The sequence below is a fragment of the Bacteroides nordii genome, assembly GCF_019930665.1.
GTDB lineage: Bacteria > Bacteroidota > Bacteroidia > Bacteroidales > Bacteroidaceae > Bacteroides > Bacteroides nordii.
In genome coordinates, this window is record NZ_CP082886.1 from 4,108,169 (window position 1) to 4,134,560 (window position 26,392).

Below are 26,392 nucleotides of genomic sequence, written 5' to 3' on the forward strand. Positions count from 1 at the left end.
GTTTAAAATTCGGGACAAAGATATGTATTTAAAATTAAAAAACACAAATTAGGACTATTTTGTTCACCGTCTTTGTCTACGAACTGAAGCTTTAGGAGCAGCCGCCTCACGTTTAGAGCCTTGACGAGCACTGGAAGTACTCGTTGTTTTTTCACGCCCTTTCTTTTTTGAATTCGTTTTTACAGTTTCCTCAGGTTGAACAGCAGCTTCCTGTTCCACCGCTGTCTCTTCGGCAGCCGCTTTTGCAGTTTTCTTCGCAGAAACTTTTTCTTTGATAGCTGGTTTGACAACTGTAGAAAGTGTATCCGATCCATACAAATGTTTCTCAAAGCTAACCAGTTCTGTTTCTATCCTCTTCTGCTCCTTCATCATTGCACTATCGGTCTTACAATATTCGGCCAAAGGACGATTCTGTAAATTGGTAGTTTTATAGATCTCCCCGTTATATTGACGGGTAACAAAGAAATCATCCATACTACGGTTGGCCACATTATTAAAGTTGCTGGCCATCACCATAGCTCCATTCAAATAAGGAGCAATATCTTTATAGTTCACCCAAAACATAGGTAATTTTACCCGTTCCGAACTAAAATCTTCTGAGCGATGATATACCGGACAAAGAGCCGTTATCACCGAACCGTAAGTAGAAGAACGTTGGTCAAAATACCACACTTCCTTCACAAAATAACTCAATATATCACCAGAAGGTATATCACTGTTTTCTATAACCAATACGCTATCACGACGATCTTTCAGCTTTCTCTGTTCGTAATAGATACTGAAACGGTCAAGCACATCCTTGAACTTGATCTCATTATCAGCCGTCAATCGCTCTGTGCCATCCAACGTATACTCATACACCGGAATCTTCTTTTGCCCCAACAATTTAAAAATCAACGAGAAAAGATTCATTCTGTCTCCCATTGGTTCTACCGGATAATAAAGTGCTCCGTTCTCTTCTTTCGTCATATCCAATGTACGATAAATCTCACGTGTCCATACCACATCTTGCGGAAGTGATTTGGAACCAGGATATCTGGTCTGAGCACGGATAGAGAGTTCGTTGGCACTCTTATTCTCTTCCTGAGCAGCGCGGGCCCTCGGTTGTGCCCATGTGGGAAGTATCCCTAACAACATGGTAACTCCAACAGCTATAATAATTTTACGTTTCATCATTCGTAACTCGTAATTTGTAATTCGTTATTAATTCACTATCACTTCCAGTGTCGTTGGCAATGAACGTTCTACACCATCCGGCCCTTTAGCACGTACCCGTGAGATATAAAAGCGTTTTCCACGTGACAAGCGACGGAACATCTCTTTCTGCCGGGACGAGAAACTGGCACCGGATGAAACTTCCGGTACAGCATTACCCATATTATCAAAGAAAGTAGTTTCGAAGCCTAATACCTGGAAATTAATATTCAGCAGTCCATCATCAATGGCAGCAATAATACCGTCCGTATTCATCAGTACAGCTTTTGGCAAACCACTTCCGCCACGATAACGTTTCATATTACCATTGGCATCCTTATACTCTATAAACGGAGAAGGATCGGGCAATTGGCGCACCCGGTACGAATAATCGCCCATAACCTGTGTACGTCCATCTACTGTTGCCGTAACACGTATCACAGCTTCTTTTCCGATAGCTGTAGGACGTGCCACATAGCCACCGCCTACCCGTTGCAGTGTTCCATTGCCATTTGCAATACTTGCCTGTACCTGTCCGCTGGGAACCCCCGGTACGGAAATACTGATCGGGTTGTCATATCCGGCATACAACACATTCATCAAAGTAGCAGAAACAGTAGCAGAAGGCTCTACCACATGATATTTCTGAGAGAAATCACGACGCAATATATCGCCATTCCCCCGGTTTAATTCCATATACCCCTGAAGAGTAAACTCACCGGTAGTATTACAAACCGTCTCATAAAATCCATGAGCGTCTTCGGGCAATTGCTTATCACCAATGTAGATAGTAGGACGTTGGGTAGAGTCTACTGCCGCCAGAATAATCTGTGCACTCAATTTACCACCACGCACCACATTCTGCGAACTGGGAATGACGTAAGCATTAATCTGATTCACACGCACATCATGTACATCAATGTCTTTTGTCAATGTATGTAATACTTCACCTTCGGCATAACGTATATCGCTCTGCAGTTTTGTAAGCAGAGTAACTGCAGCAGCTACTGGAGTACCTTCAAAAAGACGGGGAATGTTCAGCGTAAGGTTATCGCTGATGATTTTCTTCTGTACCGGATCTTCTATCTGTGCCAGAATTTCGATTTTATATTTACTGATCCACGAAGCCAATTCTTTTCCTTTGCCCGTACGGGGGGAAAACATCACATAAGAAGCTGCTTCCAGGTCTTCCTGGCTTGATTCATTAATCTTCGCTTTCAGGTCTCCCACGAAAACATAGAGTGAGTCGGACATCCGCTTTACATGCATTGCTTTATCATACCACGGTCCCACCTTTTCAGGATTTTTCTCCATAGACTCCGCCAATGCATTGTACAGCGAACGGTTCTGTTCGGAGGAATTGGATGTAGTACGCGTCAGGCTTTCATCCACAAGGGTAAAGCCACGCAACACATCCGAGGAGACGTTGAGTGCCAGCAATGCCATAAGAACGATATACATAAGGTTTATCATCTTCTGGCGCGGTGTCTGTGATCCAAAGCTCATAATTGTTCTTTTTTATTTTGAAGTCATAGCCTGCAACATACGGGCATACACTTCGTTGAGTTCTTCAATCTGACGGGCCATTCTGCGAGTTTGTTCATGTACCTGGTCAATGGTTCCTATTTGTGTACTTACACTACGCAACTGCATTTCGTAAATAGCATTGATACCTGCAAGGTTTTTGCTCAACAGATTCATTTGTTCCGTATCCTGAGAAATAGTCTGTGCCTGTTCCGTACAACGGGAAAGCATTTCAGTCATCGCCTTCAACTGCTCCAGATAAGCAGCAGTAGCTTCTTCCATCTCCGGAGTAACAGGTGCATTATTCACCGGATCAGCAACAGACTGCACGGATGGCACCGGAGCACCTGCCTGTACAGGCCCACCACCTTGTACCACTACTATCGAAGGACTTCCGCCGGCTGTAGCTACATTCCCTCCGAGCATAGCACCTGTATTCACCGGCGTTGCTCCCTGCTGAGACATAGCATCACCTGCAACCACAGTCCCAGCGGGTATAGCACCCACTACCATTGAATCTCCTGTCTCCTCTTTCCGCTTTACGCCCGAAAGATCGAAAGCAGAAAGGAAGAATATCAATACCTCAGTACCCATCCCGGCAAACAACATAAAGTTGGCCCCCGGCAAGTGAGTTAATTTAAAGAGCGTGCCCATGATTACTACCGATGCTCCCCAGTTATAAGCGTAGTTCATGATTGTCTGTCCCTTGGGAGTAGACATAAAATCCTGTATTTTCTGCCGCAGACTTCTCTTATTATCTCTATTTGCCATAATTATCTTCCTTTCTTATTATAACCAACCTGTGTACGCACGCATCGGAAACCGATATAGGAACGCTGTTCGTTTTGATATTCTGAAGTTCGGGCATCCGAACGGATAAATGCATTGACATCTTTCCATGAACCACCACGAACTACTTTCTTCTTCATCCTGTAGGGATCTTCTATAGCAGCATTGTACCGCAAATCCGGATTGACGTCGCTCATTGACATCACGCCCGACTCTGTATATACTGTCGATGTCCATTCAGAGACATTACCTGCCATATCATAAAGTCCGTTCACATTGGGTGAATATGCCCCTACCCGGGTGGTAATCAGGTTACCGTCTTTCGTATAGTCTCCCTTACCAGGTTTGTAGTTAGCTTTGTAGCATCCCTTCTCATCTTTCGTCTCTTCGTCAGACCACGGGTATTTATTACCATCACGTCCGCGCGCTGCAAACTCCCATTCGGCTTCTGTCGGGAGGCGATAACGTTGTATGAACCGGGCTTGTCCTTTGAGTCCGGCAAGCAAATAATTGGTACGCCACACGCAGAAAGCATTTGCCTGTTCCCAGCTGATACCCACAATCGGATTGTCATTATAACTTGGATGATTGAAATACAGACGCATATATGACTCATGGTTCGCATTCGGGAAGTCATTTACCCAGCACGTTGTATCGGGATAGATATTAATGATGTAACTGTTCAGAAAATCCCATTCGCTGGAGAGCGGACGCGTAATCGTACGATTCACAATACGACCGTCATCATCAATGTAAGCCGTATCTTTAGAAATCATAATCACCTCATCCGGATTGGCAGGAATATCTGTATTCTTATTGCGTTCCGTAGGATTCAAACGGTTACGGCGCTTAGCAGCCTCCACATAGTCATAAACTTCATAGTAATAGTTCATTTGTGAAGCATCCAGCATCATCGTCCCATCCACCGGATGTTTCCTATAAACGCTCTGGATAGCCATCTGTTCATTTTCTGTGGCTTTTCTCCATGGAATAGGTTTCGACCAGTTAAGATAAGGTTTGATAGGATTACCTTCCCGGTCTTCCTCTATTTTATAAAGTTCATTGCCTCCGTATGCCGGATCAGCAAGACGTTCACGAATAATAGAATCGCGCACCCAATATACAAACTGTTTGTATTTGGCCACGGAAACCTCCGTCTCATCCATCCAGAAAGACTCCACCGATATTTCTTTTGTCGGTACGGGAGCCCCCCAAAGCGAATCCTGTTCTTCGGGGCCCATCTTCAGAGAACCTCGTTTTATCAGCACCATGCCATAAGGGGCGGGTTCGTTCCATGCCGTAGTACTGACACCTGTCACCTCTCCGCCAGGTGCGCCGGAGCCTCCTCCTACCATGCGTCCCATACACGAAGAAAGCAAAGCGACCAGCAACGTCACTGCTATACAGTTTTTACTTCTCATTCTTTTCTTCACAATTATAAGATTCGTATACTCTTATGTTTATTCTTACTTTTCTTAAATAAATTGATATCCATCGCATAACTTACTACCAGATCATGGCTCCCGTTTCCGATCCCAATCTTCGATGTATAAGCCTCGTAAGCATATCCTACTGTTATTCCACGAATCGTAGCTCCCAGACTGATTGTAACAGAAACTCCCGGCGAATAGGTGAGTCCACCAACAAATACTCTTTCGTTAAAAGTGTACAATACACGACCTGTCATATCGAGTCTTACCGAAGTTAAATTACTCTGTAATAAGAGCGATGGTTGTATGGAAACTAACGGATTACGAGTCTGAATATTGTATCCTCCCGTGAAATAAAGCATTGGATCAACCTTAAATTCATTGGTCGTACCGCTCTCTTGTGTCCCGAATTCTACGGTTGGTGAGGTTAAATGTTGCCCAGAAAAACCGACATAAAATTTCGGATGCGAATAAAATCCACCTATCCCCAAATCAAGCCCCATACCACTTTGTTGCTGGGTAGGAAAAGCCGGATCATCCTGTTGGTCTTCTCCGAGATAAATATTTGCAGGATCAAAAGAGACATTGATAAAGCCCACCTGTAAACCAATGCCCAACCTTCCTTTCCGTATCTGGTGCTTATAAGAATACTGCAACCAGACACGTTGATTTCTAAAGAGTCCGATACCCTCATTGAAAAAACCCGCTCCTACTCCATGCTTTTTATTGAACAGCGAAAAAGGCATGTCAGCCCCAAAATACATACTACGCGGAGCATGGGTGAAGTTCATCATTTGCATAGAATATGTACCGGAAATATTGAGTTTATCAGTCTGTCCTGCCCACGCAGGGTTATAAAAGCCCTTCAAATCCCAGTATTGAGTGAAGTGCACATCAAACTGCGCCTTGACTTTCAAAGAAGAGAACAAAGCCAGGGTAGTGAGGATACATATAAAAAGAAACCGGTTCATCAGTATAAAGAACTATAAAACCGAAAAAAAATTGTGCGGAAGGAGTAAATCAACTATTTTTCTGTTAATCAGATTTTCAGAAAACACGAAATTCGCATATCAAACCAATGAATGGGCAACAAAACAACCGGATTTTGTTAAATAAGAAACAACAAGAGAGCTAAAATCCTGCGTAAATCATGAAGTGCTGAAGTATAAAGAGACTTTACCGTATTAACGGAAATAGCCAGTTTGTCTGCCACCTCCTGATTAGTACTATTATGGTATAATTTCATCTCTACCACTCTGCGTTTCTGGGGTGAAAGTTCCCGAATGGCTTGTTGAACATCATCCAATCGTTTTTCTTTAAGTATTTTTATTTCTTTATCGCTGGAATCATCAATTACATGATTGACATAATCCTCTACATTTTCATGATAATGCTGCGACTTCAATATATTCAGCAAGTGATTTTTTGCAATAGTAAAAAGAAAGTTTCTGAAAGGTGTGTTTTTATCTTTAGTACGCCTTTTGTCCCAGATCCTAAAAAAGATATCCTGTAAAGCATCCTCCGCCAACTCTGCAGAATGCAGATAATGATAACACAGCACATAAACAGCCCGCCCATACTTTTTGTACAGGTGTGTAAACGCAAGCTGACTGTCATGTTCTTGCATTTGTTTTACTAAATAGTAATCATCGGGCAACATTTATGAGTCTGTATTATAATAAGAAAGAGTCACCGGAAAGACAATATCCTCCCGGTAAATCCTTCAATGTCACTATCTTTTATAAAATTCCAATGTCTTTGTTTCCTGATCTATTAAAGATTAGAAGATAGTTTGCAAGGCAAATAAAACATATTAGTGCTCTCCACATATACCACAACGGAACCCACATGGAAGGGTTTCCCATTGAAAGTACCCACAGACTTATTCGCCTGAACAGACAAAGTATTCTTCCCTTTTTTCACTGTTAAAACAGGAAAATGGGGATCTGTTTTATCAATACTCCATTTACAATCTGCAAAGACATCCGTATGTTTACTGAATAACTCGCGGGACAGCGCAGGCAAACTTTTATCAAAGCCGGAAACATCGGTCAGATAACGGTTAATCTCTATATTGGTATTAAGTCCCATAGGTACATCCCCCTTGGGATGGTAGCAAGCCAATATAACATCTTCCCCGGTATGCATTCCGGAAGTAAAACCAATGTAGTTATGCCGGTTGAGTATATTGCTCAATGCTCCGACAAGAGTCTGTTCGTCACTGGCTTTCATATAGTCCTGAGGTATTTGTTTCTGAACCGACACAAGCATGGCTACTTCATCATCGGTGATATCGATATTTGTATATCTCTTAACAATACCTTTGTAATCCTGAGATTGAGCTTTCTTAAGCAAATCACCCAAATGGCGGACACTGGCACGAACCTCGGATAAAGAATGAAACAAGGTATCAATGCTTGCTCTCGTACAATCATTCAAATCATATCTTCCGATAGAGAAACCACTATTGCCATGATCGGATAATATAACGACTGTAGTATTCCCATCTTGTTTAGCAAAGGTAATTGCAGAATGAATGGCCCGGTCGAAATCAAGATATTCGGTGATACACGCTGCCGGATCATGGGCATGGGCAGCCCAATCTACTTTACTCCCCTCCACCATTAAAAAGAATCCGTTGGGATTCTGAGACAACAGTTCAATCGCTTTTTCTGTCATTTCCTGTAAAGACGGTATTCGTGTCGTATCTGTATCAAGCACATATGGTAAGTCCATGTCTTCCCAAAGCGCCCATACTTTGCCCTCTTTATGCCTGCGGAATCCTTGCAGATCATTACACAAATAAGTCGTATTGGTACTCTGAAGATGTATTTTCATGTCATCAGTTATCAATGAATTTCCTCCTCCGAACATAACATCCAGATTCTGATAAATCATTTGTGAGCCGAGCTCGGTATAATTACTACGACGAGGTCCATGGGCAGAACAAGCAGCCGGAGTAGCATGTGGAAATTCCACAGTGACTACCAAACCGGCAGACCTACTTTTTAATATTTTTGCAGCCTCCAGAACGGTTGCCAAAGGTTGGTATGCCATTGTAGAATCAACCTCCAACAAATCATTTGCACCATCTGCCGGCGGATAAACAGATATATTCCCCGATTGTTGAGGCATCCCTGTCATATAGGCACTCATTGCCGGAGCTGAATCAACAATAGGAGCATTCGACGAATACGTCTTTACTAAACCACATAGCCAGGGGTCAATATATAGATTGCTGCCACCAAGCTGATTGTAAATCTGATACCAGCGGGCAGCCGATAATATATCAACCGAAGTACCATCAGTAAGCATCACAATGAGATTCTTTGTCGGTCTCACGACAGAACGATAATGTGCAGCACCATCGTCCTGTCCCATTACCAGCATTCCATTCAATGCCAGAACAAAATACAGAAGAAATCGCTTCCGTAGACTCAGTTTTAAATAATAAGACATCTTATAAACCTAAATTTATTATTAAATCACACATCATTCTTTTATAAATCGCAATACTTCCTGATGGGTAGCAGTACGTACTAATACTATATAGAATCCGGTTGGCAAAGCGGTACCAATATGTACACCCTTTTCATTAAAATTCTTTATCAGAACCACTCTTCCTGTCCTGTCATAAACATGGCAAGATGCTCCCACAGGTACCTTATCCGAATCCGCGACCAGCCAACCATCAACATAACTCAACAAATAACCATTCTCTTTTGTAGTAGAAATGCCCACATTTACACCACATTCGATCGCTCCAATGGTACTACTTCCCAAAACGGAACGTGCAGTTCCTATCTGGTCATACAATAAAAAGCTTTGAAGAGCACCATCATTATCCAGATCAATATGAAGCAATTCTTCACTCAACTGTCCGGTTGATAAAATATTAATAGAGTTTCCGGCAAACTCAGGATTTTTAATGCGGACATATGCACTATACGGCATCTGCTCCAGCTGAGCAGTAAACACCCCTTCGCTGACATCTCCTTCAAACAGGAGGTTAATAGCATTCAGACCATCGGATGGGGTGTAAGCCAGAATATCTGTAGCTCCAGATTTTATATTATTACTTTCGGGTGACGTATATACATTGTATTGAGACGTAAGTAGCGTTGCGTCGGCCGAGAAATAGATATCTCCACCTGTTGTTGCCGTAGAAAAATTACCAGCAATAACATTGTTATACAGATTCACATTACCTTTCCGGATATAAACAGCCGCACCATAGAAATTCGCTCCCAAACCACCATCCGGCTTTAAACACTCATTATAATTACCGGTAATCGTATTGTTTACAAGCGAAACGGTTGCACCGGAAGCTGCATATATGTAAATGCCGCCTCCCATGATAGAATTCATAATACCGCTTGCCACACGACAGGAATTATTGGCAAACGTATTATTTACCAAAGTTATTGTAGCAGCGGTACCAGCATCATCAAAACAGAAAGTTCCTTGTTGGGAAGCTGTATTCGTAACAAATGAGTTCGCATACATATAACCATTTGACGTACCACCCACATGTATAGCAGCACCCGATGTTGCCGTATTATCACTAAACAATGAATGCCTGATATCATACGGCCACAATGAAGAATCAATACGTATGGCACCTCCGGTTACAGCCCGGTTTGAAGTAAACCTGCAACCATCCAACAGCACTTTCCCCGTTGAATAAATACAGGCACCACAGCCACTAACATAGTTTTCTATAAAATCCGTATTGACAGCTTTCACCCCTAAACCCAATGCCTGTATAGCACCACCATTAACCGACAAGCTCTCATCGGAATAGAAATCACATATCGTAAAATTTTCAAGATGCAGAAAAGCCGGCGCATCCGCCACTATAAAATGCCGAGAGTTGTCTTCACAAGAACCATTTTGATTATAATCTCCGGATACAACAGTCTTTCCTATAATCCGGGTAAAGTTATCGTTATATCCACCTATAAAACTGAGCGTCTGGGGCAATACTAAACATTCATCACGGGTATTACCAATATAAAACTGACCTTCGGTCACACATATGGTATCACATTGCTGCGCAATGGTTGTAGCCTTTTGCAAAGTACGTAGTGGCTTATTAAGAGAGCCATCGTTATCATCATTCCCCTGAGTAGAAACATAAATACGGGGAGTTCTGTTAACCTCCTTAAGGCTAACCGTAATTTGTACCGGGAAGTGATCCGAAGGAGTCATTCCCCGTCCAAAATCTTCGTTTATCGTTGCATACGATCCCACATCGGCTTTACGGCAGTAAATATAATCAATACGCTGAGAACCGAAAGAGAGAGCCCAATTACTATAGGTACCTTCCTGTCCTGTCGGTTCAGTAGCCGATAAAAGACGACTGTCTCTAAAGAAAGCACCAAAGGTAGTATGCACCATTGTCTCTCCCGGAGATGAGTTGAAATCACCACAAATAAAACAAGGATAGTTCCCGGCTATCCCGAGCATTGTTTCTACATTGACACGAGCCCCCTCACGCCTGGCAATGGTGCCTGCATTGTCGAGATGCGTAGAGCAATAGTAGAATATTTCATCTGTCTGTTTATCCTGCAATTTTACCCATACCGAAACACGCCGGTAAGCGGCATCCCATGATATTACAGGTTTCTCAGGATCCTCTGAAAGAAAGAAACGTCCTTTATCCAGCAATGTATACCGGCTGGTACGCCAGGCAACTCCCACACCTTCGCCCACATCACTTAAAAGATGAGAATCACGCCCCCAATATTCCAGACCGTAATCTGGCAGAAGTGATTTCAGGTCATTGTACTGGACTTTTTTCATTTCCTGAATGCCTATAACATCGTACTCCTTACCGGTAATGATACGGGCAACATACTCTTTCCTATTCGTCCATGCCTTATCACCGGTATCCTTGTCGGAAAGTACCCGGATATTATAAGATCCCATCCGGTGAATATCTGCATGCAACGGAGCAAGTAGCAACAACAACAGACTCAATATGTAAATACATTTTTTCATATATGGTATTTTGAAAGTTATTTAGACAAACGTACCTTAATCTGCACCGGAATATGATCAGAAGGCATTAGTGCCCGACCGTAGTCCTTCACGATCGTTTTATAAGACAGGACCTCTGCTTTACGGCAGTACACATAATCTATCCGCTGGGTGGTAGGCTGATGTAACCAATTACAGTAGGTGCCTTCATAACCTTCCGGCTTCTTTTTTGAGACAATACGGCTATCTTCAAATTGCCCAGCAAACACCTCGTGAACAGCCGTTTCATGCGGTTCGGCATTCAAATCACCCACAATAAAAGCGGGAGTATCTCCGGCAACCTCCAATATCTTGCTGACATTCAGTCCGGCTCCTTTCATACGTGCCGTCTTACCCTCATTATCAAAATGCGTAGAACAGAAACAAAAAACATCACCTGTCCTTTTATCTTTGAGTTTCACATAAACCGATACACGTTTATAGGCAGCATCCCATGCAATCCCCGGCTCCCCGGGAGTCTCCGTCAAAAAGAAGTGTCCCTGTTCAAGAAGCGTATAACGGTCTTTCAAAAAAGCAACTCCTACTCCTTCCCCCTCACTGTCAGAAGCAGAGTTACGCCCCCAGGCAACTAACTCATAGTTGGGTAAAAGTGCCTCTAAATCCTGTTTCTGCCGACTGCCTGCAATTTCCTGAAAACCGATAACATCGTATTTATTGTCAATAACAGTTCTTGCAATATAACCCTTACGATTGTCCCAATCCTTTTCTCCCGTATCTTTGGAAGTCTGTATACGCAAATTGTAAGTACCCAACCGATAGGTATGCGCAGCCATGCCCATAAAGGGCATGACCAACGCAAATAACACTAATAAATGGATTCGTTTCATCTCAACACTTTATAAGTAACCCCATCTGTTTTTAGCAAATATACTCCTTTTGCCAAATCAGACAAATCAACCGTTTCCCCCTTCGTATCAAGAAGTAAAGAACCATTAATACCGAATACCCGGATATTGGTCGCCCCTTCAATGAAATAACGCCCCGGACTCAATTCTACAAGTCTCTTTATTTCTTTCGCAGTAATATTCAATCCGACTGTACCACTCACGTCAATGGCACCGATAGAAGAATTTACTTTTCTTACATAACCACGTTGGTCACGATTAAAAGCCACATCAACAGGACATTTCCATTGGGCAAAAATGCTTTGCAAATCGGTTAATGAAGCTCCAGCAGTATTGCTAACCGGCATAATAGTATAGGTACCTCCACCATTATCAGCCAGTTCGTTTGTACCGAACATATCAGCATATACATGTACATCAACAGGGGTACCGGGCTGATCGGTCGTTTTCCATACCGTATTCCAGACAGGGTCCTGATACTTTTTGGTTAAATCATAGAATGTACCTACATAATTATATCCTCCGGATATAAAATAGTTTTCAATGCCTTTGGTATAATTCTCTGTGTAGCACGTAGGATTTCGTTTATCTCCTACATCTTCAGGTCCCTCCAGTGAAATACTATTAGCAATATACAACACAGCCTCTTTCTCCATACGAATGGACGAACCATAACTGTTTGGTTTACCCAGGTCTATTTGTACACGGGTACATACATTATTAGCCAAAGTGGAAGATACAATACGAACCGTATCACCATCACTTACAGATATGCCTGCACCATTGCAATAAGCTTTATTATTGGCTATCGTAGAATTGATTATCCACATATTGCCATGCCTTATCTGAATAGCTGCCCCGTATTTTCCATCGGTGCTGTTATATTCCAGCACATTATCTGTAAGCTGACAGCGTTCGAGTACACAAAGGCTTTTACGACCACCATTCTCCGCACTTGCATTATCCACCAAAATAGCACCTCCTCTTGATTTTGCCTTATTATTCGTAAAAGCACAATCAATCAAATGTGTAAAGGAACCTACTGTAGTAAATCCCGCACCACCGTGAAAAGTAGACGTATTATCTCTGAAAGTACAATTCTTCAGTACAACATTCGACAAATTGGTATAAACGGAACCGGCTCCATAGTCTCCACCCTGATAATAAGCACACCTGAATTCAATTCCCTGCACAGTAACAGTATCGGTACTGTTTATAACCAGAAGGTTTTGGATATCTCCGGCATTGGGCATTCCGTCGTTATTACGATCACCGGAGAAAATTGTTGGTGTAGCCGAAGGATAGACAGGCAGTGTAGTATCAGTGCCTTTAAGATTACCAGCATATCCACCTATCAGTTTTACTCCCTGTGTGATGCGAAAATTCTCCGCATTCGAGTTTGGAATATAACTACCACCAGCCAAATGAAAGATATCTCCCGAAGTGGCAAGTTCATTAGCCAATAACATCTGAAAATCGGAGACACATAAGGCGCCTTCCCAACTATGCCCATCTCCAGCCGTTGTCACGATATCGGGGCGTACAAACCAATCTTCAGCGAAGACTTGCGAAACAAATAAAGTACTACATGCTACAAGTAGCATTTTCATTTTTTGTGTATTCATATCACTATTATTAAAAAGTTAATATATGGTTATAAATCTAATTTATCATCCCACCCGGGATTTTGTTTGAGTGTACCGTTGGTAAGAATACGGTCATTGACCGGTATAGGATATAGATAATCCCTATCTTCACGGAACGTGCGTCCACCCGAAGGGTTATCTACAGAGCCGTGTATCAGCAAACACCCATGAGTTTCCTGAGACAGCGTAATGTCTTTTCCTATCTGCAGATACTCAGCACCGAAGACCAAAGGACGGGTTGTTTTCCAGACCACAAGATCGGTCTTCCCATCTCCGTCAAGGTCATAAAGGCCTTCACCATTGAAACTCTGCCCATGAAAAGGTTGCATCAGGGCTGCCCCTTCCTTCCAGCGCATCAAATCAGAATATCGGAAACCCTCCAGCACAAGTTCAATATCCCGTTCACGCCGGATTTCTAATATAACACCCAGTTGATCACCCGGAATAACGTTGGGATAGAGCGCCTTCATATAGGTATCGGGATGAGCATTGGCATCTCCCAAATTGAGATGAGGCATACCTACACGGTCACGCAACCTATTGACAGAAATATCAATATCGTTCTGCGTAATGGTTCCCAGTTCGGCTTTAGCCTCCGCATAATTAAGATATACCTCCCCTAAACGGAATAAGGGCATGTCGCATTCCGAACTGTTGTATACATCGTACTTGCTCTCCATTGCATATTTGATAATCTGATACCCCGTAACGGATGTCTTCATCGAAAACTTCGACAGACTGGTTTCTCCCTTTCTCACATAAACACCCGGCTTAAATATCGTCTGACTCATACGAGGATCACGATCTGTCATTTCATCGTGCAAACTAAGCGTATCGTAACAGGATATATCAGTGAAACGTGAACCGTCAATAGTAAGATACTGGTTGACAAACCGTTTGGTAAATCCCGGGCTCCCCTGTGTAAAAGATACCGTATAACTCGTAGCATTGTGGAATAAACCTAACGACGCATTGTACCGGCGAGAAAGAATGACCTCTTTCGTATCAGAATGATTGCTTGCAAAAAGAGTACGATAGGGTTCCTCACCTGCTTTATAAAGCGTATAGCCTCTTTTATTCATCAGTTCAAGCGAAGCCTCGGCACATTTCTGTAACAATTCTTCTCCACTACCAATGCCATGATATTTACGGTAGGTTCCTTCAAACAAGCATACACGTGATTTTAAGGCTAAAGCCGTCCATTTATTAACCGTATAGGTAGTGGATTCTCCGGGCAACAATCTGATAGCATTGTCCAAATCTCCAATAATATTGCCGACAACCAACTCACGGCTATCACGAGATTTATTTAAAAGTTCGTCCTCGCTACTTCCTATAGGTTGATCATACCAAGGAACGTCTCCAAATCGCTTCACCTTATCAAAATAAAAGAAAGCTCTGAAAAAATAAGCAATGCCTTCATAATGATTACGCTCTTCCACATCATCGCATTGAGAACTATGCTGTAAAAAATAATTAATATGCCGTAACATATCCCATGTCCAATATTCATTACCACTGGTTATATTACGGGTACCCATTACTTCAGGAGGCAGATTTGTAGTGATCACTTCATCCGATAATTCTCCATACAGGTCCGAAGCGTCTGGCAATATCATATAAAACTGATCGGTATACAATTTTAGATCACTACCAGTGGCAAAGAATACTTTGGAGTTAGTAGAGTCTTTGGGATAACGGTCCAAACAATCGTCGCAAGCAGTAGAAATAAATAAGAGAGCGACTAACAGTGCAATATATGTATTTTTTATTTTCATGGCTGTTTTTTTATAATGTAATAGATACTCCAAAAGAGAAAGTCTTACTAAAATTGTAAGCTACACCCGTATTTTCATACCGTGTATCAGAAGAAGTGGCCTGTTCGGGATCTACATACTTAGAATGTTTCTTCAAAGGCGAAAAATAAAACAAGTTCTCACCCGAGAAATAAACACGTAAATCCTTTATGAAGCGTGGTAAAACAGGTATGGTATAACCGATTGTCAGATTCTTGAGCCGGAAGTAAGCTATATTCTGCAAATAACGGTCATTAGGCGAACCCAATGAATAATTGGTCTGCAATGCTTCATAGCCACGGGCGCGCGGAAAATAGGCACCAGTATTGGTTTCAGTCCATACTTCATCCATAAACTGAGTAGGAATAAAGCTACAATAAGGACGACTATACGGTCCCCAAAATGAAATCGCATTTCCTGCCGGATACCAGTCCTGATGTCCTATTCCCTGAAAGAATGCAGAAAAGTCAACCCCATTCCAGGAGGCTCCCAATTTAAAATTGTAAGCATAACGCGGCAGTGTATTACCTATGATTCTCTGGTCGCCGGGATTATCAACCGTGTTAGAGCCAATACTTATTTCATTATCACCATCAAGATCAAGGTATTTCACATCACCCGCACGCAATCCGCGCTCACCTACTGAAGTTATAATCTGTTGATTCAGATAACTCTGATCAACCGGGTAATTGGCAGCTTCTTCATCGCTAACGAAAAACCCGCCTACAGAAAAGCCCCATAACTCACCTAAAGTCTGTCCCACATAGTATTTACTAAGAAGTTTGGAGGGATTATTATAACGTGTCACTTTAGTGGTGTAGTCACTCACTCCGGCCGATATGGAATAATTCAGAAGTTTACCCGCTACAGCCAACCGGTCTTGCCAAGCTACACTTAGTTCCCAACCCCGGGTACGCATATCGGCAATATTCTGACGAGGGACCTGAGCACCATAAACCGATGGTAACTGCATCCCATCGCACAACATATTTTTCGTATCACGCATGTATACATCGGCAGTTATGTTAAGCCGGTTGCCGAAGAAACCCAGATCGATCCCCAAGTCATAGGTAGTAGCAGTCTCCCAGGTAAGGTCAGAAGCTTTCGGAGCATCTTCTACTGCTATATTGGCTTTTGATTCTCCATCAAAAGTATAATTGATTGTTCCACTGGTATCAATACTTTCTATATAAGTGTAATAATCGTCGACATTCTGATTACCCAAGCTACCTACCGACAAACGTACTTTGCAATTATCCCATACATTTTTCAAAGGTTTCCAGAATTCTTCTTCGCTGATGCGCCAGCCCAGAGAACCCGATGGTACAAATACCCAGCGATGCCCCCGTGCGAAACGCGATGAACCATCGGTACGCCCCGAAAGTTCTACCAGATATCGACCTTGATAATCGTAGTTGAGGCGCCCGAAGAATCCTAATGTAGCAGACTCTTTGATGCTGCCCTCTAAAACAGTAATCTCACCTGTAGCCAGATTGAAAGCATCCAGTTCATCACTCTTCAGATCAAGCTGACGCGCTTTCATATTGTTATTGCCATAACTTTCATATTGACTTCCGACCATGAATTTTAAATTATGGCTGTGATTAAAGCTGGCATCATAAGTAGTAAAAACATTTACATTATGATTCTGTACACGATAATGCTGTTCCTGATAATAATCCTGATTCTTTTCTGTGGTGAGCCACTGTACTTCACCTGCCTTTTCAGAATAAGGCACATTGGTTGAACGATTACGATATTCACGGTATCTGAACGAATAAGCATGTTCGGCTATCAGATTCAATCCCTTACAAATCTGAAAATCAAACCTGTTACTGGTAATCACCTCCCGATCATAATTTGTATTCCGGTGCTTATTGTGCAGCAACAAAGCACTCACACCATCCATAACGGTAGCCGTAGCATTTGAATTGGGATTGATGTACACAGCAGTGCCGTCGGGATTGGTAGCCGGAACACAAGCCAATGCATGGACATAAGACAAACGTAGTGTGTTCGCCATGGATGACATGCCGGGGAAGAAACGTTTAGACGTATAATAACTGGTATTATTAGAATACCTCAACCATGAGGTGGCTTGTACATTTATCTTTGAACGGATGGAATAGCTGTCATATTTATCATTATGCACATTCATAATACCGTCCTGATGAAAATAGCGACCGCTTATGTAATAATTTACTTTATTATTCCCTCCACTGATAGACAAATTATGTTCTTGTTGCGGACGATTCTTACGATACATATAATCGTACCAATCGAAATTAGCATAATATTTATAGCTGCCGTCGGGTTGTTGTACTACCCATGGACGTTCAGGATTCTCTGTTTTATCATTTACGCGTGCATAGAGTTCGTCATAATCTTCATCGGTATAATTGGTATAACCATATCCCTTGTAGGGATACATAAACAAGTCATTAATCTTTGCCGACCAATAACCGGTAGTAATATAATCGGTGGAGGTCGTATTTTGTGAAACCCCGAAACGATAAGAGTAGTTAATCTTCGCCACATCCTCGCTACCACTTTTGGTGGTTACCAAAACTACACCTGCCGAAGCTTTTGCACCATAAATGGCTGCTGCCGACGCATCTTTCAGAATTGATACGGATTCAATATCATTGGCATTTAACCGATTCAGACTCCCTTCAACACCATCAATCAGAATAAGAGGAGTAGCACCGCTTGTAAGCGACGATATACCACGTATGTTAATATTATAGCCTGCATCGGGAGATCCGCTGTTAAGGGTTAGGTTCAATCCGGGGTCGGTACCTTGCAAAGCCATGGCGGCCGATGCAACCGAACGATTATTCACATCTTTACTATTAACAACGCTAACAGCTCCCGTCAGATTTACCTTTTTCTGGGTTCCGTAACCCACCACAACAACTTCATTCAACTGCTCATTTTTCTCTTGCAATACAATATTCATATTGCTACCCGCCTTCACCTCTTTGGGCTGATAACCAATGTATGAAATCTGTAAAGAGGCATTCAAAGGAACCTCCATTGAAAATAGTCCGTCAAGATTTGTTACAGTAGCTATCCGGGCACCTTTTACCTGTATATTGGCACCAATAATCGGTTCGCCACCCGGATCTATAACCACTCCCTTTATTTTTATCTTCTTCTCGTCCGGGCTATCCGAAGATTTCTTTTCTTTCTGTTTCGGGAAAAGTAGTATTTCCTGTCCCTCTACTTTAAAATCTATATTAGTAGAGCTTAACATCTTCTCCAATGCTACCGATAGATCGGCATTCTTAACCGACAAGCTTACAAGAGTTTGCATATTCACTGTTTCCTGACTATAGGACACTTGCATATCAACGTACTTGCATATCTGCTCCATAGCGTGCTGCAAAGTGATTCCGGTAAAATCGAACGATACTTTGGGAACCTGTGCCTGAACGTAGAAACTGTAAAAAAGCAAGCCTGACGCAATAACAATCTTTTGAAATAGATTTCTCATAATATTAAAATTAACATGTTGCTTATTAGATTTATCTTGGGTATATACAATAGTGTCCGTCTGAAATTTGCTTTATACGGATAGGGGTTATCATTTCCATCCGCTTAAAAATATTGCCAAACTCTTCCTGTTTACTACGAAATGTATAACTATACTTCAATAATGAGTCATCAACCAGACTGATCGATATATTATATTTGCGTTCGAGTGTTTTTACAACATTACTAATAGAAGTATTAAAAAAGCTCAGATTACCTTCTTTCCAATCTGCACTATAGCCCTTTTCTTTGCTATTCACTATATTACAGTTTTGGCTTGTGACATCATATACGGCTGTTTTTCCTACTACAAGGTCGGCTTCATATTTAGAGTTTCCGGTAAGTTTTAGTTTTACTTTTCCGGTTTCGAGTGACACCGATGCCACGTTCTCATCCGCATAGTCGTGTACATTGAAAGTTGTTCCCAAAACCTCTACTTGCAGATGATTGGTTGTTACAATAAAGGGGTGTTCCGGTTTTTTAGTTACATCAAAGAAACCTTCACCTTCTATATTCACCTGCCGTGTTTTGCCTTTAAATTGCTTTGGATACGAAAGCTTGCTACCAGCATTCAGCCAGACACGTGAACCATCAGGTAAAGCCACTATGTACTTTTCACCATACGCAACTGTTATTTCGCGATACTCTTCAGAGATATCACCGGTGAAGTGAAATACGGAAAATACTCCTATCAGGAGAACTACGGCAGCAGCAATATTTAGTTTCCATCGACGTCTTATAACACGTTGACGTTCAATACGTACCAACACTTTCTCTAAACTACGATACAAAATAGAATCTTCGTCGGGACCAGGCTGAGTACTATCTACCAACTGATCAATACGTTCGATCGTTTTATCTATCGCGTCGTTCCACTTATCTATGTCGTCATTTTTATACTTCATGTCTTCGTTTTAAGTTGCTTTATATATAGAAGACAACGCCGCACCAAAAAGTATTAGACCAAAAACAAAAAAATCTCTTTACCTTAAAAAAAGATAAAGAAGATCCCAACATAAACCATACGTTCTTTACACCTAAACATACATATATATAGCATGTGACATATCAACTTCTTACATCAGCAAACAGTACTACTCTATTATAAAAACATCCGGATGTTCACATCAAGAACACCCGGATGTTTTATACAATAACATGGGGATGTTCTTTATAAGAACATCCCCATGTTGTGTTTGCTAAACTCAGTTATCCCGCATCCCGGAAAGCTATGATATGCTTGCAAAGAAGCCTATGGAATACACATGGAATAACGTATTGTCTTTATCTGCTATTCAACCTCATCCATAAAGCCTTATTTATTCGGCTTTATATCCAGCTTCACCGGTTTAATCATATTCTCCGGTTTCAAAATAGTATCGAGATCTTTCTTAGAGAGAATATCATGCTCCAACACCAGTTCATAGACACCCTTTCCGGTTTCAAGAGCCTCTTTGGCAATCTTCGTAGAGTTCTTGTAACCAATCACCGGATTGAGTGCAGTAACCACACCGATACTGTCGTGCACATGACGACGGCAGGTTTCTTCGTTGGCCGTGATACCATCAATGCACAAAGTACGCAAAGTATCAAATCCATTCATCAACAGATCGGCTGATTCAAAGCAACACTGTGCCATGACAGGCTCCATAGCATTCAGCTCCATTTGTGCAGCTTCACCACTCATGGCTACACAAAGATCATTACCTATCACTTTATAAGCTACCTGATTCATTACTTCAGGAATCACCGGATTTACCTTACCCGGCATAATAGACGAACCGGGTTGCATGGCGGGAAGGTTAATCTCACCCAATCCGCAACGCGGACCGGAAGCCAATAAACGCAGGTCATTACAAATCTTATTCATTTTGACGGCCACACGCCGCATTGCTGACGAATACCCTACCATAGAGGAAGTATCCGAAGTAGCCCCTACCAGATCATCGGCCAGTTTTATATTCAATCCGGTTATTTTCCGCAGGGCTTCAATGCATTTTTCCGCATACCCGGGCTCAGCCGTTATGCCGGTTCCGATAGCAGTAGCTCCCATATTTACCGTCAGAAAGTCCTGAGCTGCAAAATCCAGATTTTTAATTTCATCCCGAAGAATACTTGCAAAACCATTGAAAGTCTGCCCTAAAGTCATCGGTACGGCATCTTCCAGCTGAGTACGTCCCATTTTAATGATATGTGCAAACTCTCCGGCTTTCTTCTGGAAAGCTTCAATAAGTTCATTAAAATGTTTCATTAGTTTGAGATGAGTATAATACAGACCAATATGGATAGCTGTAGGATAAGCATCATTGGTAGATTGCGAACGGTTGACATGATCATTGGGCGAGCAATACTGATACTCTCCCCGCTTATGTCCCATCAACTCAAGAGCACGGTTGGCAATCACCTCATTGGCATTCATATTGGTAGTAGTACCGGCACCTCCCTGAATCATATCTACCGGAAACTGCTCGTGATGCTTACCTTCAAGAATTTCTTTACAGGCTTTCAGAATAACATCTGTTTGTTCTTTGGTCAGTAGATGAAGTTCATAGTTGGCAACCGCTGCTCCCATTTTAGTTATAGCAAGCGCATTTATGAACAAAGGATATTCATTGAGATGAAATTTGCTGATCTGAAAATTCTCAATGCCTCTTAATGTCTGTACACCATACAAAGCACTCTCCGGTACTTCACGACTTCCTATCAAATCACTTTCAGTACGGGTTTCTTTTGATAAATTCTGTTCCATAATATCTCTTTTTTAACAATGACGTTTTATGAGTTTCTGTTATAATAACCAAACCCGGCTCTTATTGTTTTAATAAATATGCGAAAACCATTCAACTTATTTTTTGTTGTTTTATCATATTAGCAGATTTCTGTTATCTTTACCCGACCTTAAAAAAAGAAAGATATGATTTTACAATTGGCATTTGTACTAACAGCTATTATTATCGGAGCTCGCTTAGGCGGCATCGGATTGGGAGTAATGGGAGGTGTCGGATTAGCGATACTTACCTTCGTATTCGGTCTGCAACCGACTGCGCCTCCTATTGATGTGATGTTGATGATTGCCGCTGTTATTTCGGCAGCCTCCTGTATGCAAGCGGCCGGAGGGCTCGACTACATGGTAAAATTAGCCGAAAAGCTGCTACGCAAAAACCCTTCACATGTCACGATCCTCAGCCCGATTGTGACGTATCTGTTCACTTTCGTTGCAGGAACAGGACACGTAGCCTATTCGGTCCTGCCGGTTATTGCAGAGGTTGCCACTGAAACCAAGATACGCCCGGAAAGGCCGCTCGGTATAGCTGTTATTGCATCGCAACAGGCTATTACGGCAAGTCCTATTTCTGCTGCTACAGTTGCTCTGTTGGGACTATTGGCCGGATTTGATATCACTCTGTTTGATATTCTGAAAATAACAATCCCGGCTACAATCATAGGTGTACTGGTAGGCGCTTTTTTCTCCATGCGGGTAGGTAAAGAACTGATAGACGATCCGGAATATCAAAAGCGCGTTGCAGAAGGAATGATAAAAGAGCACAAAGTGAAGATCAAAGATGTGCAGAACAAACGCCATGCGCTGGTTTCGGTACTCATTTTCATATTAGCTACCGTGTTTATTGTATTCTTCGGCTCATTTGAGGGAATGCGCCCTTCATTCCTTATCGACGGAGAAATCGTCACATTAGGCATGTCTTCCATCATAGAGATTGTCATGCTATCAGCCGCCGCCCTTATTCTATTGTTTACTAAGACTGACGGCCTCAAAGCTACACAAGGTTCTGTTTTCCCGGCAGGAATGCAAGCAGTAATCGCTATCTTCGGAATAGCATGGATGGGTGATACATTCCTCCAGGGGAATATGGGCGAACTAACCCAATCCATCGAAGGAGTTGTACGCGAAATGCCCTGGTTATTTGGTATCGCACTATTCGTCATGTCTATCCTGCTTTACAGCCAGGCTGCCACTGTACGTGCACTGATGCCACTGGGTATTGCACTGGGTATCTCACCCTATATGCTGATAGCCATGTTCCCGGCAGTGAATGGATATTTCTTCATTCCGAATTACCCTACCGTAGTAGCAGCTATCAATTTTGACCGTACGGGCACAACAAAAATAGGTAAATATGTGTTGAATCATTCCTTTATGATGCCCGGCATTGTATCTACGGTGGTAGCAATCGTACTGGGACTCTTATTCATACAATTTTATTAAACCGAAAATATTATTAACCTAAACAACCATTTAGTCATGAAAGAATTAAAAAAACTGAGTTTGATAGTAGTCTCGTTACTATTCTCCGTCACCCTGGCTTTTGCTGCGGGAAAACCTAATATCCATATTCTTGCTACGGGCGGAACCATTGCCGGAACAGGTACATCGGCCACTTCAACTAACTACACTGCCGGGCAAGTAGCGATCAGCACGCTGCTGGATGCAGTACCCGGATTGAACGACATAGCTAATGTAACCGGTGAACAGATTGTAAAAATCGGTTCGCAGGATATGAACGATGCGGTGTGGTTAACACTTGCAAAAAAGATAAACGAATTGCTGAGACGTCCGGATATAGACGGTATCGTCATCACCCACGGAACGGACACTATGGAGGAAACGGCCTATTTCCTTAACCTGACGGTGAAAAGCTTTAAACCCGTTGTACTGGTAGGCGCCATGCGTCCTTCCACTGCATTGAGTGCCGATGGTCCGTTGAATATATACAATGCCGTAGTTACTGCCGGTGCCAAAGAATCAAGTGGCAAGGGAGTATTGGTTGCAATGAACGGCCTTATCCTCGGAGCAGAAAGTGTACAAAAGATGAACACCATTGATGTACAGACTTTTCAGGCTCCTAACTCTGGTGCGTTGGGATACATCTTCAATGGAAAGGTATTCTACAATCAGTCACCTCTGAAAAAACATACAATGCAGTCCGTTTTTGATGTGACTTACCTGGAATCACTCCCCAAAGTAGGCATCGTTTATAGCTATTCAAATATCGAAGCTGATATGGTGGCTCCTTTACTGAGCAACGGATACAAAGGTATTATTCATGCCGGCGTAGGCAACGGAAATATCCACAAGAATATCTTCCCGATACTGACAGAAGCCCGCAAAAAGGGAATTCTGGTAGTCCGCTCTTCCAGAGTACCTACCGGCCCGACTACTCTGGACGCAGAGGTAGATGATGCCCAATATCAATTTGTTGCTTCTCAGGAGCTGAATCCGCAGAAAGCACGTGTGTTGTTAATGCTTGCATTGACAAAAACGAACGACTGGAAACAGATTCAGAAATACTTTAATGAATACTAAAAAATGAGTGATTAATGATTAGTGATAAGCGGCTACGCTTTTACGCCGCATGGCACCAATCACTTATCACTAATCACTAACCGCTAACTCACCGATCCGATTATGAAAAAAATAATGTTTATACTGCTCATCATGGGTAGTATCCAGGGGATATATGCCCAAAAGACAGAGAAGAGTAAGAAATTTATGGTTGATAAAACACTATTCGAAGAACTGACGGATGTCAAAAAGAAATCGGATAAGTTCAACCTCTATCTCAATATGCAGGGAAGCTTCGACGCGAACTTCCGGGACGGATTTGAAGAAGGTGCTTTCAAAATGCGCCAGCTCCGTATCGAGATGAAGGGAAATATCAATGACTGGCTTTCGTATCGCTATCGCCAGCGACTGAACCGCTCCAACGAAGGAGGTGGTATGATTGACAATATACCTACCTCAATAGACTACGCTGGAATAGGTATCAAGCTGAATGATCAGTTTAATCTCTTTGCCGGTAAGCAATGTGCTGCTTATGGGGGTATTGAATTCGACTTGAATCCGATAGACATCTACGAGTACAGTGACATGATTGAAAACATGAGTAACTTCATGACCGGATTGAACATCGGTTATAATCTTACTTCGACCCAACAACTCAATCTGCAGATATTGAACAGCCGCAACGGTTCATTCGACAGTACCTATGGTATCACAGAAAATGAAGAGGGGCAACGGCCTGATCTACGCTCCGGTAAATTACCACTGGTGTACACATTGAACTGGAATGGTAATTTCAATGATGTATTCAAGACCCGCTGGTCGGCCTCCGTCCTGAGTGAAGCTAAAAGTAAGAATATGTATTATTATGCATTGGGTAATGAACTGAACCTGGATAAGTTCAATATGTTCCTCGACTTTATGTATTCTCACGAAGATATAGACCGGAATGGAACAATCACCGGTATAGTAGGACGTCCGGACGGTCATAATGCTTTTGATGCCGGATACCTTTCTGTTGTAACCAAGCTGAACTATCGATTCTGCCCCAAATGGAATGCGTTTGTAAAAGGTATGTACGAAACAGCCTCTGTCACCAAAAGTACGGAAGGAATAGCCAGAGGTAATTATCGCACTTCCTGGGGCTACCTCACCGGTATAGAGTATTATCCGATGAAAACCAATCTGCACTTCTTCCTCACCTATGTGGGACGAACCTATAATTTCACTTCCCGTGCCAAAGTATTGGGACAAGAAGATTACAGTACCAACCGTGTATCCGTAGGATTTATCTGGCAGATGCCGGTATTTTGATATATTATAATTAATAAGAAAAATGCCCGATAGCTTATCACTATCGGGCATTTCTTATTTGTATCAGTCTGCTTTCAATCAATATTCCTCTTCATTAAAAAAGAAATCTTCCTTACTTGGATAATCCGGCCAAATATCTTCTATACTCTCATAGATTTCGCCCTCATCTTCCATTTCTTGCAGATTTTCTATCACTTCAAGAGGAGCTCCCGAACGCATGGCATAATCAATTAGTTCATCCTTAGTTGCCGGCCAAGGAGCATCTTCCAGTTTTGATGCTAATTCCAATGTCCAATACATAAGCTATAAGTATTTAAATTGTGAATATTAATCTTAGATTCTCATTTTTCGGCAAAAGTATAACAAAATATTTCACTTGCAACTATTATTCCAAAATATTTCTTCTTTTCCTTCGTTAAAATTGATTTTTCGTGATAAAACGAAGAAATAATCTGATAATCTGTTTACATAAGCCAACAAATCAGAAGAAATTGTACAGGTTTCGGATAAAGCAAGTATCCGACGCTCTGCACGACGGCAAACCGTACGGCAAATATGAGCAACAGCAGCACCAGTAGCACCTCCTGGCAACACAAAGGAGTGTAGAGGGGGAAGAATTTCGTCTGCAGCATCTATCTCATGTTCAATCTGCTCCACATCGTCAGGAATGATGATACTAACTCTATTTAGTTGAACTTTTTCCTGATCGGTAGCCAAATGAGAACCGACAGCAAACAATTTATTTTGAACTTTCTGCAGAAACGTCCTGTCACGTTCATCATTCAAGTACGTTATCAACAATCCAATATTTGAATTCAATTCGTCTATTGTGCCATAAGCTTCCAGACGGATATGAGTCTTCGGGACACGTGTGCCACCAATCAATCCGGTAGTACCCAGATCACCGGTCTTTGTATATACAAGGCTCTTTTTCATAATCTTTATTTTATGAGTGATTCTTTTCTATGGTTAACACACA

At 42.1% G+C, this 26,392-nt stretch carries 19 protein-coding genes; 3 read left to right on the forward strand and 16 right to left on the reverse strand.

What is annotated here, in order from left to right; all coding sequences use genetic code 11:
- Positions 1 to 63: 63 nt before the first annotated feature.
- The 14 genes from porN to K8P02_RS16280 all read right to left on the reverse strand — a co-directional run bounded on the left by porN (position 64) and on the right by K8P02_RS16280 (position 21,549).
- On the reverse strand, positions 64 to 1,176 hold the full coding sequence (gene porN / locus K8P02_RS16215) for a type IX secretion system ring subunit PorN/GldN (protein ID WP_025867440.1): 1,113 nt from the start codon (positions 1,174 to 1,176) through the stop codon (positions 64 to 66).
- Between the two features lie 27 nt (positions 1,177 to 1,203).
- Complete coding sequence (gene porM, locus K8P02_RS16220) at positions 1,204 to 2,700, reverse strand: type IX secretion system motor protein PorM/GldM (RefSeq protein WP_002558114.1); 1,497 nt, start codon at positions 2,698 to 2,700, stop codon at positions 1,204 to 1,206.
- A 12-nt stretch (positions 2,701 to 2,712) separates the two neighbouring features.
- A complete protein-coding gene (porL, locus tag K8P02_RS16225; protein ID WP_002558115.1) occupies positions 2,713 to 3,489 on the reverse strand; it encodes a type IX secretion system motor protein PorL/GldL in 777 nt (258 codons plus the stop codon).
- Between the two features lie 2 nt (positions 3,490 to 3,491).
- Positions 3,492 to 4,928 carry a T9SS ring complex lipoprotein PorK/GldK gene (gene porK / locus K8P02_RS16230; RefSeq protein ID WP_025867441.1) on the reverse strand — a complete coding sequence of 479 codons (1,437 nt, stop codon included), beginning with the start codon at positions 4,926 to 4,928 and terminating at the stop codon, positions 3,492 to 3,494.
- A gap of 14 nt (positions 4,929 to 4,942) precedes the next feature.
- Positions 4,943 to 5,908 carry a PorP/SprF family type IX secretion system membrane protein gene (locus K8P02_RS16235; protein WP_025867442.1) on the reverse strand — a complete coding sequence of 322 codons (966 nt, stop codon included), beginning with the start codon at positions 5,906 to 5,908 and terminating at the stop codon, positions 4,943 to 4,945.
- A 137-nt stretch (positions 5,909 to 6,045) separates the two neighbouring features.
- Positions 6,046 to 6,564, reverse strand: a complete 519-nt coding sequence (locus tag K8P02_RS16240; protein ID WP_223381528.1) for an RNA polymerase sigma factor — start codon at positions 6,562 to 6,564, stop codon at positions 6,046 to 6,048.
- A 146-nt stretch (positions 6,565 to 6,710) separates the two neighbouring features.
- Complete coding sequence (locus K8P02_RS16245; RefSeq protein WP_007487428.1) at positions 6,711 to 8,396, reverse strand: alkaline phosphatase; 1,686 nt, start codon at positions 8,394 to 8,396, stop codon at positions 6,711 to 6,713.
- Between the two features lie 33 nt (positions 8,397 to 8,429).
- Positions 8,430 to 10,940, reverse strand: a complete 2,511-nt coding sequence (locus K8P02_RS16250; protein ID WP_025867443.1) for an endonuclease/exonuclease/phosphatase family protein — start codon at positions 10,938 to 10,940, stop codon at positions 8,430 to 8,432.
- Positions 10,941 to 10,957: 17 nt separating this feature from the next.
- Entirely contained in the window at positions 10,958 to 11,806 is an 849-nt protein-coding gene (locus K8P02_RS16255; protein WP_025867444.1) for an endonuclease/exonuclease/phosphatase family protein, read from the reverse strand.
- Positions 11,803 to 13,449: a membrane protein gene (locus tag K8P02_RS16260; RefSeq protein WP_025867445.1), complete on the reverse strand. Its 1,647-nt coding sequence runs from the start codon at positions 13,447 to 13,449 to the stop codon at positions 11,803 to 11,805. The genes K8P02_RS16255 and K8P02_RS16260 overlap by 4 nt, the downstream gene beginning before the upstream one ends.
- A 29-nt stretch (positions 13,450 to 13,478) precedes the next feature.
- Positions 13,479 to 15,248: a RagB/SusD family nutrient uptake outer membrane protein gene (locus K8P02_RS16265; protein WP_223381530.1), complete on the reverse strand. Its 1,770-nt coding sequence runs from the start codon at positions 15,246 to 15,248 to the stop codon at positions 13,479 to 13,481.
- Between the two features lie 10 nt (positions 15,249 to 15,258).
- Positions 15,259 to 18,762, reverse strand: a complete 3,504-nt coding sequence (locus tag K8P02_RS16270; RefSeq protein WP_025867446.1) for a TonB-dependent receptor — start codon at positions 18,760 to 18,762, stop codon at positions 15,259 to 15,261.
- A 31-nt stretch (positions 18,763 to 18,793) separates the two neighbouring features.
- The gene (locus tag K8P02_RS16275) at positions 18,794 to 19,705 is read right to left on the reverse strand and encodes a FecR family protein (protein ID WP_002558125.1); all 912 of its coding nucleotides are present in this window, start codon (positions 19,703 to 19,705) and stop codon (positions 18,794 to 18,796) included.
- 410 nt (positions 19,706 to 20,115) lie between these two features.
- On the reverse strand, positions 20,116 to 21,549 hold the full coding sequence (locus K8P02_RS16280; protein ID WP_025867447.1) for an aspartate ammonia-lyase: 1,434 nt from the start codon (positions 21,547 to 21,549) through the stop codon (positions 20,116 to 20,118).
- 165 nt (positions 21,550 to 21,714) lie between these two features.
- On the opposite strand from K8P02_RS16280, the gene K8P02_RS16285 reads away from it, so the two are divergent.
- The 3 genes from K8P02_RS16285 (at position 21,715) to K8P02_RS16295 (ending at position 25,413) form a co-directional block, all read left to right on the forward strand.
- Positions 21,715 to 23,025: an anaerobic C4-dicarboxylate transporter family protein gene (locus K8P02_RS16285; RefSeq protein ID WP_002558128.1), complete on the forward strand. Its 1,311-nt coding sequence runs from the start codon at positions 21,715 to 21,717 to the stop codon at positions 23,023 to 23,025.
- A gap of 36 nt (positions 23,026 to 23,061) precedes the next feature.
- A complete protein-coding gene (gene ansB, locus K8P02_RS16290; RefSeq protein ID WP_025867448.1) occupies positions 23,062 to 24,123 on the forward strand; it encodes an L-asparaginase 2 in 1,062 nt (353 codons plus the stop codon).
- Positions 24,124 to 24,225: 102 nt separating this feature from the next.
- A complete protein-coding gene (locus K8P02_RS16295) occupies positions 24,226 to 25,413 on the forward strand; it encodes a porin (protein WP_002558130.1) in 1,188 nt (395 codons plus the stop codon).
- A gap of 78 nt (positions 25,414 to 25,491) precedes the next feature.
- Here the strand turns inward: K8P02_RS16295 and K8P02_RS16300 are convergent, their stop codons facing one another.
- Both K8P02_RS16300 and K8P02_RS16305 read right to left on the reverse strand, forming a co-directional pair.
- On the reverse strand, positions 25,492 to 25,713 hold the full coding sequence (locus K8P02_RS16300) for a DUF2795 domain-containing protein (RefSeq protein ID WP_002558131.1): 222 nt from the start codon (positions 25,711 to 25,713) through the stop codon (positions 25,492 to 25,494).
- Between the two features lie 72 nt (positions 25,714 to 25,785).
- Positions 25,786 to 26,349, reverse strand: a complete 564-nt coding sequence (locus tag K8P02_RS16305) for a cob(I)yrinic acid a,c-diamide adenosyltransferase (RefSeq protein WP_025867449.1) — start codon at positions 26,347 to 26,349, stop codon at positions 25,786 to 25,788.
- Between the last annotated feature and the right edge of the window lie 43 nt (positions 26,350 to 26,392).